Here is a 16,204-nt window from a genome sequence, read left to right as displayed (position 1 = left end):
GACGAAATCACGAGGAGTTAAGACCTTTGAAAAAAATCACGTTGCAAATGATCGCGGATCAGGTAGGCGTCTCCAAAGCGCTCGTCTCCAAAGCGCTCTCCAACGATCCTGCCGTTAACGACCAGACCCGCGAAACGATCTGGCGAACAGCGGGCGAGATGGGCTACCGGATCGAAAAGTTGAAAAAAGCGACCGCGTTCTCCAAAACGGGCAACATCGCCGTATTGATGCCGCAAGCTTATTTGAGCGACATCGAATATTGGGGCAAAGTCATTCGCGGCATCGACAAAGCGTTATCGGACCACGGCTACAGCATGATTTTGTCGGGCATCGATATCGGACTGGCACCCGAGGAATCGCTTCCTTCCAGCATCGTCGACGGGAAAGCCGACGGCGCGCTGCTCATGGGACACATGCCGGAAGCATACGTATCGGCGTTGTCCGCGAGGTCTTTCCCCACAGTGCTGGTCGATTCCAGCCTGCCGAACCCGCCGTTCGATCATGTGCTCGCCAACAATTACGCCGGCGCTTACTCCGCGGCCGAAGCGCTGCTTGCCGCAGGCCATCGCAAGCTGGCTTTCGTCGGCGATCCGGAAACGGCCTGGAGCTTTCGCGAAAGAGCGCGAGGCTTCGCCGAGGGCGTGGCCGATTTCAATGCGCGCACCGGAGAAAACGCGGCGTTATCGGAAATTCGCGGCATCGGCGTAAGCGGCAAAGGCAATTACACGTCTCCCGAATTTGCGGACCGATTGAAGCTTGCGCTGCAAAGCGAAGCCGTCGACGCCCTGTTCTGCGCTAACGACATGCTGGCGCTGGAAGCCATCCGTCAGCTTAGGGAATACGGCCTGAACTGTCCGGACGATATCTCGGTCATCGGTTTTGACGACCTGTCGTTGTCCGGTTACATGCAGCCGGCCCTTACGACGGTACGCGTTCCGAAAGAACGTATCGGCATCCGCGCCGCCGAACTGCTGATTCGCCGCCTTCGCCAACCTTCGGGCGCCGCCGAGCAGGTTCTTCTCGCCACGACGTTGATCGAACGTTCTTCGGTCAAAACGATTTAGCGTTCGTACAAGTTGCCGAGAAGGAAACGTAGGCGCAGGAAACGAGAAGACTCCGAGAGAAATTGCCAGCATATGCTTCCGAAGTGCATTTCTTCGAAATGCTTCAGGTCGCGTGTTGAAATCGGAAAAAGGATTAAATTTTAGTGGAATTTTTCCGATTTCAAAGGCGATCACTGCCGTTTCTGCACTGAATTTTTCTCTACGCCTTCTCGCTTCCAGTTACGTTGGACTTTCTCGACACTTTGAAGCTCTCTTACATAGAGAGCTTCTTTTTGTTGTTAAAAAAAGAACTCACATCGTAAAAAGAGCACAGCGGAGGGAGAAATTCAGTTCCAGACGCCTTTGAACCCGGAAAGATTCCTTATTCAAATCCAATTCAACTTTCCGGGTGAGACAGCGTCTTGAACAAAACCTGAGGTAACATTAAGTTTTATGTTGACGCCTTTGAACCCGGAAAGATTCCTTATTCAAATCCAATTCAACTTTCCGGGTGAGACAGCGTCTTGAACGAATTTCTTCCGCAGCCAACTCGCACTCCCTTCTCCCAATAAATTCTTTGTTTCTTAAACTTATTTAAAATAGTTGAAATAAGTTTAAGTGTATGTTAATGTTTTGTTGAAAGCGATCTCATACACGGGAGGAACAGAAATGAACAGAAAGTGGATGCTCGGAGCGATAGCGGGGGTACTGGCTGTTTCGACGGCCGGATGCGGCGGTCAAAATCAACCGGCGGCTTCCGACGGAGGCGGCGAAGACTCGATCAGCGGAACGATCACGTATTTGACTAACCGTACCGATCTGATCGGTAACGTTTACGACGATTATGCCAAGCGGTTCAACGAAAAATACCCGGACGCCCACGTGGAATTCGAAGCGACGATCGATTATGACAAAACGGCGAAAATGCGGCTGTCCTCGGGCGATTTCCCCGACGTCATGAATATCCCGACGATTGCCAACACCGAACTGCCGAATTATTACGCGCCGCTCGACGATCTCGGCTTGACCGACAGCATCCGCTTCCCGGACTACAAATCGGACGGCGGCGTCTTGTACGGCATGCCTTCGGGCGTCGACGTGGTCGGCGTTGTCTACAACAAGCAGGCGTTCGAAAAAGCAGGCATCGACAAGGTGCCGACCACGCTGGACGAATTTTATGCGGCGAGCGAAAAGCTGAAAGCAGCCGGCATCGTTCCTCTGGCCTCCAACTTCAAAGACCAATGGCCGGTATACCCGTTTGCGGCCGAGACGCCGGTCGCCATGTCCGGCAACGTCGACCTGTCCAACGAACGCGTAAATACGGATGCTCCGTATACGCTGGACGGTCCTTACGGGCAATCGATGAACATTTTGCGGACGATGCACGAAAAAGGATACCTGGAAGCGGACATCAACTCGACGAATTGGGAACAGTCCAAAAAAGACGTCGCTTCGGGCAAATTCGCCATGTTTTATCTGGGCGAATGGATCATCCCGCAGCTGATCGGCGGCGGCATGGCTTCCGAAGACATTGGCTTTTTCCCGTTCCCTTACGACAACGAAGCGGGCAGCCGCAACGTCGTGCTGAGTCCGGCGTCGGGCGCTTACGGCGTCAACAAAAACAGCGAGCATCTCGCGACCGCCAAAGCATTCGTCAAATGGATGATCGAAGAATCCGGCGCCGATGCCGACATGCTGCCGATCCTCAAAGACGGCAAAGCGCGGATCGTCCAGATGGAAGAGTTCGACAGCTACAAGCCGACCTATCTGGAAGGCAAAGTCGATACGGCCGAAGCATTGGCGATCGTGAACAAAGCGCAGATCGTGAAAGAAGCGATCGTTCAGGAGTTCGTGCTGGCGGACAATCCGCAGGAGACGTTCGACAAGTACAACAAGATGTGGGCCAAAGCGAAAGCCGAAGTCGCGAAATAAACGGCGGCGCGCGGCTTGTCCGAACCCGGCCAAGCCGCATGACGCATGCGAAAAATAAGGAGTGAAAACGATGGGCGGCCTGTCTTATCCGGCTCAGAAAAAAATAGTGCTGGCCTTGTTCTTGTTGGTTCCGCTAACGCTGCTCGGCATGTTCACCTATTATCCGGCCGCCAGGCTGGTGTACTTGAGCTTTACCGACTGGGACGGTCTCGGTTCGGGGATGTCTTTTCTCGGCTTGGACAATTACAGGGAAGTGTTCACCAACCCCGATCTGTTCGGCGTATTCCTGCATCAGATTCCTTACGCGGTCGGCGGCATTTTGCAAAATATCGTCGCGATCGGGTTTGCCGTTATTTTGAACTCGACACTCAAAGGCCGCAACGCGTTCCGCGTGCTGCTTTTTATCCCGTATATCATGAACGGCGTCGCCGTGGCATTCATGTTCCAGTACGTATTCGACACGACGGGCGGATCGCTTAACGCGCTGCTCGGCGCAATCGGACTGGAAAGCCTTCAGCAAAGCTGGCTCGGCAATGCCGCCATCGTCAACTGGGCATTGGCCGGGGTTAGCGTATGGCGGTATCTCGGCTATACGATGATCATCTACCTGGGCGCGCTCCAATCGCTGCCGTCCGACATGTACGAAGCGGCGCGGATCGACGGCGCGAACCGCTTCCAGTCGCTTTGGCATTTGACGCTGCCGAGCCTGTCGCGCATCATCCAACTCAATATGTTCCTGACGCTGAGCGGGGCGCTTGCGGTATTCGACCTGCCTTTCGTTCTGACCAAAGGCGGACCGGCAGGCGCGAGCGAGACCTTCCTGCTCAAAACGACGGAGACCGCGTTCCAATTCAACAACTACGGACTGGCTTCCGCGATGAGCGTCGTGCTGCTGCTTTTGACCGTACTGATCCTGCTGGGGCAAAACGCCGCGCTGGGACGCAAAGGGAGGGATTGACCGATGAATGCCGCCGCCAAAAAGAAGATCGATCCGATCCAAGCGGTCAAATACGTGCTGCTTGTCGCCGCGTCGTTCGTGGTGTTGTTTCCGCCGTACGTGGTGATCGTCAACGCGTTCAAACGGGAAAACGAAAATTCCAGCCCGTTTGCACTGCCCGAAAGTTTTTTTAACTTCGACAATTTCCGGATCGTGTACGAACGGGCGGATATCGGCCATGCGTTCCTGAACACGCTGATCATCGTCGCTGTCTCGCTGCTGGGCAATATCGTATTCGGCACCATGGTGTCGTACGCGCTGGGTAGGCTTGATTTCAAAGGAAAAGGAATCGTGCTGGCGCTGTTCCTGTTCGCGTCCATTATTCCGAACATCACCACGCAGGTCGTGCTGTTTTCCATGATCCAGTCGCTCGGGCTGTTCAACTCGTTATACGCGCCGATCGTGCTGTTCGTGGGCGCCGACGTTCTTCAGATCTATATCTACCTGCAATTCATCCGCAATATTCCGTACGAGCTGGACGAAAGCGCGATGATCGACGGAGCGAGCTTGTTCCGCATTTATCGCACGATCGTGTTCCCGCTGCTGGCCCCGGCCACGGTAACGCTCGTCATTTTGAAAACGATCAATATCTACAACGAGCTGTATATCCCTTATCTGTACATGCCCAAACAAAACCTGGTCGTGGTCTCGACGGCGATCATGCGGTTTGCGGGCAACAATCAAGCGCAGTGGGGCTATATTTGCGCGACCATCCTGATCATCATGATTCCGACCGTGGTGCTGTATCTCTTTTTGCAGAAATACATCTTCGCCGGGGTTACGAGCGGAGCAGTTAAAGGATAAACCCGAACAGACAGAATTCATCGGAGGGAAAACATGCGTGAAATCATACTCAACGGCGAGTGGGAGGTCAAAGGCTTCTGGCCCTGGGTCCCGCTCAAAGGAACAAGCATGGAGATCGGGAGCGAGCTGATGGGCGTCACCGAATGGCTGCCCGCTTCCGTGCCCGGCGGCGTGCATAAAGACTTGCATGCGGCGGGCTGGATCGATCATCCGTACCGGGACATGAACAGCCTGAACTGCGAGTGGGTCGAAAACCGTTGGTGGGTGTACAAGACGGTGTTCGAAGTACCGGACGAGCCGGGCAAAAAAATCGAGCTGGTCTGCAAAGGACTAGATTATGAAGCGATCGTGATGGTGAACGGGGAAACGCTGGGCGAGCATGCCAACATGTTCGTGCCTGCCGTGTTCGACGTGACCGAAGCGCTGCGGGGACGGCAAACGGCGGAGCTGCGAATCGTGCTGCGGCACAGTCCCGACGAGATGGGGCAGATCGGCAAAACGTCCGAGACGTTTACCCAGAAAAGCCGCTTCAATTACAAATGGGACTTTTCGACGCGGCTCGTTAATATCGGATTATGGGACGAGGCATGCCTGCGCGTGCACGAGCCTTTTTCCTTCGACGAGATCGGACTGTTCACCGACGCGGACGAAAAAGGGGGCCGCATCGAAGTGAAAGCGTCGATTTCCCGCAAATGCGCGGCCGACGCGGAAAGCGTCTCGAATCTTTTGGACGGAGCGTTTATCCCTGACGGTGAGTTCGGGGCATGCGAGCTGGAAGCGCGGATCTTTTCGCCGTCGGGGGAAATCGTCACAACGCTGCGACAGCCTTTCAACCAAGAACGCGGCTCGCTTATCGTGGACATTCCGCAACCGCTGCTGTGGTTTCCGAACGGGTACGGCGAGCAGCCGCTGTACACGGTGAGACTTCGGTTGCTGGACGGAGACGACGTACTGGACGAACAGACGCACCGTACCGGCATCCGTCGGCTGGAATATCGTCGCAACGAAGGCGCGCCGGACGATTCGCTGCCGTATACGTTCGTCGTGAACGGAGTTCCGATCTATATTCGCGGCGCGAACCTGACTCCGCTGGACCATCTGTACGGTAACGTGGAAAATGAAAAATATGTCTGGATGACCGAAGCCGCCGCGCGCGCCAATATGAACATGCTGCGCGTCTGGGGCGGAGGATTGATCGAAAAAGAAATCCTGTACGAATGGTGCGACCGCCTGGGGCTGCTGGTCTGGCAGGAGTTTATTCAATCCAGTTCCGGCATCGACAACGAGCCTTCGAAACAGCCGGAATTCCTGGAAAAGCTGACCGAGACGGCAAAGCACGCGCTCCGAACCAAACGCAATCACGTCTCGCTGGCCGTCTGGAGCGGGGGCAACGAGCTGATGAGCGAGCCTGATCGTCCTTCCACGTTTGCGGACCCCAATCTGGCGATGCTGCGCGAACTAGTCGCCGAACACGATCCGGGGCGGTTGTTCCTGCCGACGTCGGCTTCCGGTCCGGTGCAGTACATCACGCGGGAAAAAGGGGTCAGCCACGACGTGCACGGCCATTGGAAATACGAAGGCAATCCGGCGCATTATTCGCTGTACGGCGAAGCGGATCATCTTTTTCACAGCGAATTCGGCGTGGACGGCGTCAGTTCGCCGCGAACGCTGCGCAAATATTTGAGCGAGCCCCATTTGAAGCCGACCTCGATGCGGGACGATCCCGTTTGGCGGCATCACGGAGAATGGTGGGATACCTACGATCGCGATACCGAAATGTTCGGCGAATTCCGCGATTTGACCGAGTTTTCCCGCGCCAGTCAATGGATGCAGGCCGAAGGATTGCGTTTTATTCTGGAAGCGAACCGGAGGCGGCAGTTCAGGAACAGCGGCAGTCTGGTCTGGCAGTTGAACGAGCCGTGGCCGAATGCCGGCTGCACCAATCTGATCGATTACGGCTTGGAGCCGAAGATGGCGTATTATTGGGTGAAAAACGCGTTCGCGCCGAATCATGCCGCGCTTCATTACCGCAAGCTGGATTATTCGGTCGGGGAAACGTTCGAAGGCGAGATATTCGTTTTCCGCGATGCGCAACGTTCTTCGGCGATCGTCCGTGCGGAGCTGCTGGATACGAACGGCGCGGTACTGGCTTCCTGGGAACAACAAGCGGATGAAGGCGGGGCAAGCGTTGCGGAATTGGGAATGCTTCGTTTCGAAGTTCCGCATACGGCCGACGGTTTGTTTTACGTGCGGCTGCGCGCGGAAGACACGGAAGCGAAAATCGATACCGCGCAGGCGGATAATCTGTATGTCTTTTCCGCTCGCCGGCTGCATCCGTACCGTTCTGCGCTGGATTCGGCCGGAGCGAAGCTGGACGCGGAAGCGCTCGGGGAATGGCGGGAGATCGTACGGAATCGCAGCGGCGAACGGACGGAACCCGATCTGCCGTTTTGGCGCCGGAGTTACCGCGTGGTCAATTCCGGGACGGCCGTTGCGCTGCATGTGCATCCGCAGGAAATGACGGACGGGTACCGGCTGCTGGCGGACGACGCTTATTTCCCTCTTTTTCCGGGGGAAGAAAAGATCGTGACCGTGGATTGCGCCGCGTTGAACCCGGATGTTTTCGACGCGGAAAACGACCAAGTGCAGGCCGATGCACGCCAGTCTCCGAATCCGGATATCGCGTTCGTGCATTTCAGCAATCCGGATCGTTAACACGAATACACCAGGCAATCCGATTCCGAGCGGTTAGAGTAAAAAGGCGTCGATACGGACATGAGCGATTCCAATGTCCGTATCGACGCCTTTTTGCGTTTCAATCGGAGCAGCTTTCAGGGAGCGGAAGCGTTCGAGAAGTATTCGACGATTTCTCGGTAAAAAACTTTGGAGGGCGTGTTCAATACGCGTTTTTTGTGCCGGACGATCCCGTGAGCGAAGGTGATTTTTCTGGGCATCGGAAGAGGAACGACGCTGCCTTGCGCGAGTTCTTGCGCCATCGAGATTTTAGGCACGAGAGCCACGCCGAGTCCGCAAGTTACGACCTGCCGCACGAGTTCCGTACTTGCAAATCCGTTCGAATGAATACCGGCAGGCAGCCCCATTTCGCTCAATAGTTTGAGTCCTTCCGTGTGATAGACGCATCGGGAACCGAAACCGATCACCTGAATCCCCGAAATATGGTCCCATCCTTGGTTTTCGATCAGATCGGCCAGGTGCTTGGAGGCGACCACGATCATTTCTTCGTCGATCAGCGGTTCGAAAATCAAGTCGTCTTGTTTCGGGTCCATCGGCACGATTCCGAAATCAAGAGCGTGAGACTGGACCTGATCCACGATGTCTGCTTGAAACCCCGTTTCAAGCAGCAGATTGATGTCGGTATATTCCGTGAAAAAATCATGCATGAAACCGGACATCCGCGTCACCAAAAAAGACTCCAACGCCCCTAAGCGCATCGTGCCTCGAGGAAGATCCAAATTTTCCAAAGCTTCTTCGAGCGAATGGCCCAACTGCACGAATTGGCGCGCATAACGCGCAAACTGTTCGCCGGCTTCGGTCGGCTTTACGCCGCGCGGAAGCCGGTGAAAAAGTTTTTGATTGCAGTTTTGCTCCAACAGCTGGATCTGCGAAGTCACTGTCGATTGCACATAACCCAACTTTTCTGCGGCACGGCTAAAATTCCCTTCTTCCAATACGGCCAAAAAAGTAAGCAGCGACCGTCCTTCCAAAGTCTCCAACATGATTTTTCCTCCTAATATCTTGTCTTGCAAGCTTCCAGGTATCGAAAAAACAAATGGATTCCATCGTGTTTTTTCGTTTTTAAAATGGATAAATCGATGATAGCATGAGGAAGTTCGTAAGCCAATAACTTCTTCAAGGGGGAAACGTCATGCTGCACACAGCTAACGGTCATTATGTCAAGGTCGAGGATAACGTCACTCTTTACGTGGAAGATGCAGGGGAAGGCAAACCTGTCGTATTCGTGCACGGAATGCCCGTCAATCATCGGATCTACGAATATCAACAATCGGTACTGCCTCAACACGGTATCCGTTTTATCGGAATCGACCTGCGGGGATACGGCCGTTCCGATCATCCGCTGCACGGGTACACCTATGATCGCATGGCAGACGATATCAAGGCGGTGATCGACCAGCTCGGCCTTGAAGACGTTACGCTGGCCGGATTTTCGATGGGAGGCGGCGTTGTCACGAGGTATATGGGCAGGCATCAGGGATATAAAGTGTCCAAATTGATGCTGTTCGGAGCCGCGACGTTGAGCAAACTTCCCGAAGAAGCAGTAAACGGATTGATCGCCGGGCTTCAATCCGATCGGCCGCAAACGCTGACGAATATGTTTAAAGGATTTTTCCATACCCTGCCTTCCCAAGGGATCGAAAACTGGCTATGGCAGATGGGGATGAAGGCGAACGTTCATGCCACGATCGAAACGGTAAAAGCGATCGGCAGCGAGGATCTTCGCTCCGATCTTGAAACGATACGCGTGCCTACGCTGATGCTGCATGGGGTTCACGACCAAGTATGTCCGTTCCCGGCTGCCGAAGAAGCACACGGAATCGTAGCGACGTCAAAACTTGTTCGTTTCGAAAATAGCGGACATGCTCCTTTCTATGAAGAAAAAGAAAAATTCAATCAAGAAGTCATCGATTTCGTGCAGCCGTAAAAAACGTTCCGATTAGGCAAGGCCGATATCCCAAACCCCGGAATCCGATCTTTTGCAGCCGACGAGTCGAATTGCGCGCTTGGCTCGTTGATCTTTTTCATATTCCCGTTCCGACTGCTGTGTTACGTTAGAAAGCGTCGGTTCACGAGAAAAAAGAAAAGAAGGTCTGCGTCATGTTCAAGGGTTGGGGAAGGTTCGAAGGGTACGGAAAAGGCGACTTGAGACGGGATCTGATCGCGGGCTGCATCGTCGGGATCATCGCGATTCCGCTCGGTATGGCGTTTGCGATCGCATCGGGCGTCAAGCCGGAAACGGGCATCTATACGACGATTATCGCCGGGGTGCTAATCTCGCTGCTCGGCGGTTCGAAGTTCCAAATAGGCGGGCCGACGGGAGCTTTTATTCCGATCCTGCTCGGAATCGTGCTTCAGTACGGATACGATAAACTGCTGGTTGCCGGATTCATGGCGGGCGTTCTGCTCGTTCTGATGGGCGTATTCAAGCTGGGGACTTTGATCAAATTTATTCCGAAGCCGGTCACGGTCGGATTCACGGCAGGGATCGCGGTGACCATTTTTGCGGGACAGATCGGGAACTTCCTGGGTTTGAGCGGCTTGGAGCGGCATGAAAGCTTTCTGCTCAATATGAAGGAACTGGCCGTTCATATCGATACGTTAAATATTTACGCGGTGATCGTGGCGGGAGTGTGTTTGGCATCGTTATTGCTCGTGCCTCGTTTCTTGCCTAAAGTGCCGCCGTCCTTGGTGGGTCTGTTGTTGTCGACACTTGTCGCCGTCTTGTTCATGAACGGAAAAGTGGCGACGATCGGCTCGGCTTACGGCAATATTCCGGCGTCTCTGCCTTCGTTCCGACTGCCGGAGTTATCTTGGGAAAACATGCGTCTAATGATCGGCCCTGCTGTTGTCATTGCATTGCTCGGCGGCATCGAATCGCTGTTGTCCGCCGTGGTCGCAGACGGCATGGGCGGCTCCCGGCATAACAGCAACCGCGAGTTGATCGGGCAGGGGATCGCGAACATGGCGGTTCCGTTGTTCGGCGGGATTCCGGCAACCGGAGCGATCGCGCGCACGGCAACCAATATCAAAAACGGAGCCGTCTCGCCGTTGGCCGGAATCATTCACGGCTTGGTCGTGCTGCTTGTGCTGGTCTTGCTCGCGCCGTACGCTTCGGCTATTCCCCTTGCCGCCATGGCTCCGATCCTTATGATCGTGGCCTGGAATATGAGCGAGCGCAAACCGTTCGCCAAGCTGTTCAAACTTCGCAATAGCGATTCGATCGTGCTGGTCGTGACTTTCGCGTTGACCGTGTTCACGACATTAACGACTGCGGTCGAAGTAGGTCTGGCCTTGGCCGTATTGCTGTTTGTCAAACGGATGGCAGAGGAGCAACGGCTCGACAAAGTGCTGCCGGATCGCGACAGCCGACACGGCAAAGTGTCGACAGGACGCGTCACCGCCGAAAGCGACTGTCCGCAGCTCGGGATTTTCAATGTACGCGGGGCTTTGTTTTTCGGGGTAAAGAATCCGTTCGAGACTTCTGAGTTTATGGCTTCCCACGACCCTTCGCAAACGTTGCTCCTTCGTATGGGCGGCGTGCCGTTGATCGATGCTTCCGGCGAAGCTTCGCTGCAAGGTTTGCTGAAGCGGGTTCGGACTTCGGGAGGGACATTGCTGCTCTCCGGTCTTCAATCGCAGCCGCGCCGAATGTTGGAAAAGACGGGATTGCTTGCGGAATTGGGCGAACAGGCTTGCTTTGCGCATACGGGAGAAGCGATCGATGCTGCATTGTCCCGACACGTTAGCGTAGCGGGCTGTGCGGGTTGCCGGGCTGCGGCTTTCCGCGAGTGTACGGCGTTATGCGGGAAATCCAGCGAGGAAAGTGCTTCATAAAGAATCGCTCTCGAATAGCGAGGCTTGTCGGGTATCTTATTTTACCCGGCAGGCCTTATTTCGCGTACACTGAATAGGATAAGAAAAAGTCGCAGAATTAGGGCGTGCAAGCAAACTTGACGAATGGAGGAATAGACTTGTCGCAACGTACTTATTTTCAGGACTTTGATTTGACTAATTTTTGGGATGAATACGACGGATATACCAGTTCTGAAGAAGTGACGAATGAGCGGATCGCGGAAACGGAACGCCTGCTCGGTTACAAGTTGCCCCTATCATATATTGAACTGATTCGTACCAAAAACGGCGGCAGCCCGGTCAACGTTTGTTTTCCGATGGATGAAGACGACGGCTATGTCGCGATTAGCGCGATCTGCGGCATCGGAGGAGAATGGGGGATCGATTCGGATTCGCTCGGCAGTCGCCATATGATCGACAACTGGGGATATCCGGACATCGGCATCGTATTCGGCGAATGCCCTTCGGCCGGACATGACGCGATCATGTTCGACTACAGTCAGTGCGGACCTGAAGGCGAGCCGCAGGTCATTCATGTGGACGTGGAAGTCGGAGAAGGGGAAGAACCGGTGCGTACTTTTTTGGCTTCGGATTTTGAGGCCTTTATTCGCGGACTTGTGCACGAAGACGTCTATGATACTTCGGAAGACGACAAGCAGTTCGATCTGGAAAAAGCGCGCCATGCTCCGTTTACGCCGCTGCTTCAGCAGTTGTGCGTCTCGGCAGATTCGATCTTTCCGCAAGCGGAACAGACGATCAGGCGATTGGCCGAGTCGATCATTGAGGAGAAAGGATTCTTTGCTCTGCATGCCGATCCCCAATCCCATCTGATGTATGACTTGGAATTTCTTTTGTACGCGAATGCGGAAGGAGCCGTTGAACGAGACGATTATCTGGCTGCGTATGACAAAATGTTGGTATTCGGTCCGGGAGGGGCTTTTTCGACAGGGGGTTATGCTCCGGGCTTCGTGTCCGATTGGCTGGATGAACGGGTTAAAAGCGGCAGGATCGTCGAGGTAGCGGCTGATCATGGCCTTGCTTTTGAAAAAGGATACCGCGAGGAGATTCTTCGGCGGGCAGCGGAATATAGTGGATCGTTGTAGCTTTGGGTAGGGCGTACTTTTCGCTATGGAAAGTACGCCTTTTTTGTGTTGGTTATTTTTGAAATCTTTTCGTCCGAGAAAAGATAATAGTTACTTACGTTTTTTGGGTAATAGAACATACATAGTCGGCAATTCAGGCTCTACTATTGTCGAATCAGCGTTTTCATAAGGAGGCACAACATGTCCAAACAACTAGATGCAGCCCAGTCAATGAAGCAACTCCAAACGGATATGCACTGGAAAGAAAATATCGTTTACGAAATTTATGTTCGCAGTTTTAATGACAGTAACGGGGATGGGATCGGCGATTTGCGAGGAATTTTAGAGAAGATTGATTATATTGCCGACCTCGGCGTGACGGCGGTTTGGCTGTCCCCGATCTTCGATTCTCCAAACCGGGATTATGGCTATGACGTGATCGATTATCGGAAAGTGCATCCCGAATACGGGACGATGGAAGACTTCGACGAATTGCTCCAAGCGCTGCATGATCGAGGGATTCGTCTGGTGATGGAGATCGTTCCGAATCATACCTCCAGTGACCACCCGTGGTTCCAAGAAGCGCTGAAGGGCCCAGACAATCCTTATCGGGATTACTATATTTGGCGAGCCGGAGACGGTAACGGAAATCCTCCGAACAACTGGACGTCGTTCCTCGGCGACTCCGCCTGGAAGCTGGATGAAGAAAGCGGCGAGTATTATTTCCACACGTATGCTGCCCATCAACCGGACCTGAACTGGGACAATCCGAAGGTGCGAGAAGAAATGGCTAATGCGATGGATTTTTGGCTGGAAAAAGGAACGGACGGTTTCAGGGTCGATACGGCCAATGTGCTGTCCAAAGACATGAGCTTCCCCGATACCGACGATACGGAACGGCTTCAAGGCAGCGGCGAGCATTTTTACAAAAACGGCCCGCATATTCATGAATATTTGCGTGAATTGAATGACCGCGTATTTTCCCGATACCCAGTGTTCACCATGGGCGAATCGTCGCAAGTCGAATTGGAAGACGTCGAAAAATATACGCTGCCGGAACGTCGCGAGTTGGATCTGATCCTGATGATCGAAGCGTCCAAAATTTGCGATGATCCGCAAGACATGTGGCAGTCCAAGCCGTGGAAGCTGAGCCACCTCAAAGACATCATGCGCAAATGGCTCAAAGACCTGCATGACGAAGCCTGGATCGGTCTGTACCTCAGCAATCACGACCATGTGCGTATGGTTTCCTATCTGGGCGACGACGTGAACCACCGCGAACAATCGGCAAAAATGCTGGCCGTTTTCCTCATGACCCTGCGCGGCACGCCCAACCTGCTGCAAGGCGAAGAACTGGGCATGACGAACGCGCACTTTTTCAACACGATCGAAGATATCAAAGAACAGCAGGCGCTGGCCTATTACAACCAAAGGGTCAATGAACAAGGCGAAGACCCCGAGACGATTCTGCGCCGCGTGCTGAAAAAAAACCGCGACCACAGCCGAACGCCCATGCAGTGGAACGACGAAGCGGGCGCCGGATTCACCACAGGCAAGCCTTGGCAGCGCATCAACCCGAACAAATCCGAAATCAACGCCGCCGAGCAGGAAAACGATCCGCACTCCGTGCTGAATCTTTATCGCCGAATGATCCGCCTGCGCCGCGATCATCCGGCCCTGACGCTCGGAACGTACGAACCGATCCTGGACGACCACGAACACATCTACGCCTACCTGCGCGAAACCGACGAAGAAAGTTGGCTGATCGTGCTCAATTTCTCCCGTACCGCAACGCAGGTCGAACTTCCTTCCGATGTTCGCGCACGCTTAAGCGACGCCGACTGCGCCATCTGCTCCGACGAATCTAAATTAAAGGACCTTTCCCGAGGCTCCGCCGAATTGGCTCCTTACGCCTATTTCGTTTTCAAACTCGGCTAATCCTTAACTAAACTTTTCCTTTCGTATGAGCCGTCCCAATTCAGGGACGGCTCAACGTCTTCCAAAAGGTTTTGACTGTAAACGAAGCTACACGGCGAATTTCTCCCGCAGCCCCATGCTTCCCCCACGAACAGGATCTTCCCGAAAACAGTTTTGGAAAATTCCCGATCAAGCGCTATACTAACGGAAAAGAGTCATCCATTCCCAATCCAAGAGGTGAAAAGATGAATAACATACAAGCTTATGAAAGCGTTACAGTACCCGGAACCAGGCGACATTTAAAAACCGAAGAAGGACGCTGGAGACCCGAAGCCAATTCCGCGTTGCTCGTATCCCGACAGGAATCGGCCTCAGCGGACGAAAGTCAGCTGCACGGCGTACTGGAAGCCGCCGAGACGCTGCGCGTTGCATTCGCGGAACTGGGCGTTTTTGCGGCTCCGGCAAGGCTCGGCCTGCCGCGTGAAGCGAAATCGGGCGATCTGCTGATCGAGCTGGGAACGGTTCCTGGTACGACGCATTCCGAAGCGTATCGTTTGGAGATCGGGGAGTATGTCCGACTGATCGCCTCCGACGCTCGTTCGGCCTTGTATGGGCTGCGTACCGTTCATCAACTGCTGTCTTCGACGGAATGCGAACTGGCTTATGGGGCGATCGAGGACGAACCGATCATGGGAGAACGCGCGCTGCATCTGGATATCGGGCGCAAGTTTTATCCGCAGGAATGGATTTTGGAACGGATTCGGGAGATGTCCAAGCTGAAGCTGAATACGCTGCAATTGCATTTTTCCGAAAATGAAGGCTTTACTTTCGAGAGCGAACGCCATCCCGAGGTGATGTCGGAGCGTTACCTGACCAAGGTGCAGATCCGGGAGATTATTGAGGAAGCACGCAGACATCGCATTACGCTGATTCCTTCGCTCGATTCGCCGGGACATTTGGGTTGGGCGCTGCGCAATCGTCCGGAATGGCTGCTTAAAAACAAGGCCGGAGAAATCGCCAAAGGCGCGCTCGATATCACGAACCATGAGGCGGTGGCCTTCGTGATGGATCTGGTCGACGAGTATGCCGAACTGTTCGCGGACAGCCCTTATTTCCATATCGGCGGCGACGAATTCATCGAATTCAGCAAGTTTGACGATTATCCGCAGCTCGGCGGGCATGCGCGCGAGAAGCTGGGAATCGAAGGCGGAACGGGCGTGGACGCCTACGTCGCTTATCTGAACAACGTTGCGCAGCGATTGGAAGCAAAAGGCTTTACGGTGCGTGTCTGGAATGACGGCTTATACCGCGAAGGCTTGGAGCAGAAGGTGGCGTTCAAGACGTCGGTGCAGATTACCTATTGGACAAAATGGGATCGGAAAATGGCGCTCGCGCAGACGTTCTTGGACAAAGGCCACGAGCTAATCAATTTCAACGATGCGTTCTTCTATTATGTGCTCGGCGAGCATGCGGGTTACAAATATCCAACAGGGGAAAAGGTATACGAAGGCTGGAGTCCGGGCGTGCTGCCGAGAATTGCCGAAGGCGAGCCGCAGGAATGGACAACCCCTTTCCCGACCGGACTGCTGGGCTGCTCTTTCTCGGTCTGGTCCGACAAGCCCACGATGCAGACGGTGGAGGCGGTCGCTTCAGGCATTCGCGAACCGCTGCGCGCCATGGCGGAGAAAGCCTGGACAGGCGAGCGACGGTATGCGACGTATCAGGAATTTGCGAAGGCTTGCCGCTCCGTGGGATTGGAAAAGTGAAGACCGAAGCAGGTTGACGCATGCCTTCCAAATAACGATTGAAGTTAGATGAAC

General features: G+C 54.1%; 11 protein-coding genes. 10 read left to right on the top strand and 1 reads right to left on the bottom strand.

Annotation, left to right across the window (positions count from 1 at the left end):
* Positions 1 to 26 precede the first annotated feature (26 nt).
* The 5 genes from SACSAC_RS24640 to SACSAC_RS24620 all read left to right on the top strand — a co-directional run bounded on the left by SACSAC_RS24640 (position 27) and on the right by SACSAC_RS24620 (position 7,491).
* Positions 27 to 1,064 (top strand): LacI family DNA-binding transcriptional regulator, encoded by a 1,038-nt coding sequence (locus SACSAC_RS24640; RefSeq protein ID WP_037291082.1) that lies wholly within the window; start codon positions 27 to 29, stop codon positions 1,062 to 1,064.
* 648 nt (positions 1,065 to 1,712) lie between these two features.
* A complete protein-coding gene (locus tag SACSAC_RS24635; RefSeq protein WP_051507394.1) occupies positions 1,713 to 2,975 on the top strand; it encodes an ABC transporter substrate-binding protein in 1,263 nt (420 codons plus the stop codon).
* Positions 2,976 to 3,045: 70 nt separating this feature from the next.
* Positions 3,046 to 3,933, top strand: a complete 888-nt coding sequence (locus SACSAC_RS24630) for a carbohydrate ABC transporter permease (RefSeq protein WP_037291081.1) — start codon at positions 3,046 to 3,048, stop codon at positions 3,931 to 3,933.
* Positions 3,934 to 3,936: 3 nt separating this feature from the next.
* Positions 3,937 to 4,776 carry a carbohydrate ABC transporter permease gene (locus tag SACSAC_RS24625; RefSeq protein WP_051507393.1) on the top strand — a complete coding sequence of 280 codons (840 nt, stop codon included), beginning with the start codon at positions 3,937 to 3,939 and terminating at the stop codon, positions 4,774 to 4,776.
* Between the two features lie 33 nt (positions 4,777 to 4,809).
* A complete protein-coding gene (locus SACSAC_RS24620; protein ID WP_037291080.1) occupies positions 4,810 to 7,491 on the top strand; it encodes a glycoside hydrolase family 2 protein in 2,682 nt (893 codons plus the stop codon).
* Positions 7,492 to 7,607: 116 nt separating this feature from the next.
* Here the strand turns inward: SACSAC_RS24620 and SACSAC_RS24615 are convergent, their stop codons facing one another.
* Positions 7,608 to 8,513, bottom strand: a complete 906-nt coding sequence (locus SACSAC_RS24615; protein ID WP_037291079.1) for a LysR family transcriptional regulator — start codon at positions 8,511 to 8,513, stop codon at positions 7,608 to 7,610.
* A 149-nt stretch (positions 8,514 to 8,662) separates the two neighbouring features.
* Here SACSAC_RS24615 and SACSAC_RS24610 point away from each other — a divergent pair, with 149 nt between their 5' ends.
* From SACSAC_RS24610 to SACSAC_RS24590, 5 genes are all read left to right on the top strand, one after another.
* Positions 8,663 to 9,457, top strand: coding sequence for an alpha/beta fold hydrolase (locus SACSAC_RS24610; protein WP_037291078.1), 795 nt, complete (start codon positions 8,663 to 8,665; stop codon positions 9,455 to 9,457).
* A 173-nt stretch (positions 9,458 to 9,630) separates the two neighbouring features.
* Positions 9,631 to 11,367 (top strand): SulP family inorganic anion transporter, encoded by a 1,737-nt coding sequence (locus SACSAC_RS24605; RefSeq protein WP_037291077.1) that lies wholly within the window; start codon positions 9,631 to 9,633, stop codon positions 11,365 to 11,367.
* A gap of 137 nt (positions 11,368 to 11,504) precedes the next feature.
* Entirely contained in the window at positions 11,505 to 12,488 is a 984-nt protein-coding gene (locus tag SACSAC_RS24600; RefSeq protein WP_037291076.1) for an SMI1/KNR4 family protein, read from the top strand.
* Positions 12,489 to 12,668: 180 nt separating this feature from the next.
* Positions 12,669 to 14,405, top strand: coding sequence for a glycoside hydrolase family 13 protein (locus tag SACSAC_RS24595; RefSeq protein ID WP_051507392.1), 1,737 nt, complete (start codon positions 12,669 to 12,671; stop codon positions 14,403 to 14,405).
* Positions 14,406 to 14,629: 224 nt separating this feature from the next.
* A complete protein-coding gene (locus SACSAC_RS24590; RefSeq protein WP_037291075.1) occupies positions 14,630 to 16,150 on the top strand; it encodes a beta-N-acetylhexosaminidase in 1,521 nt (506 codons plus the stop codon).
* The last annotated feature ends 54 nt before the right edge of the window (positions 16,151 to 16,204 follow it).

This window comes from Saccharibacillus sacchari DSM 19268 (assembly GCF_000585395.1).
Classification (GTDB): Bacteria; Bacillota; Bacilli; order Paenibacillales; family Paenibacillaceae; genus Saccharibacillus; species Saccharibacillus sacchari.
This window is presented reverse-complemented; position numbering and strand designations above follow the sequence as displayed.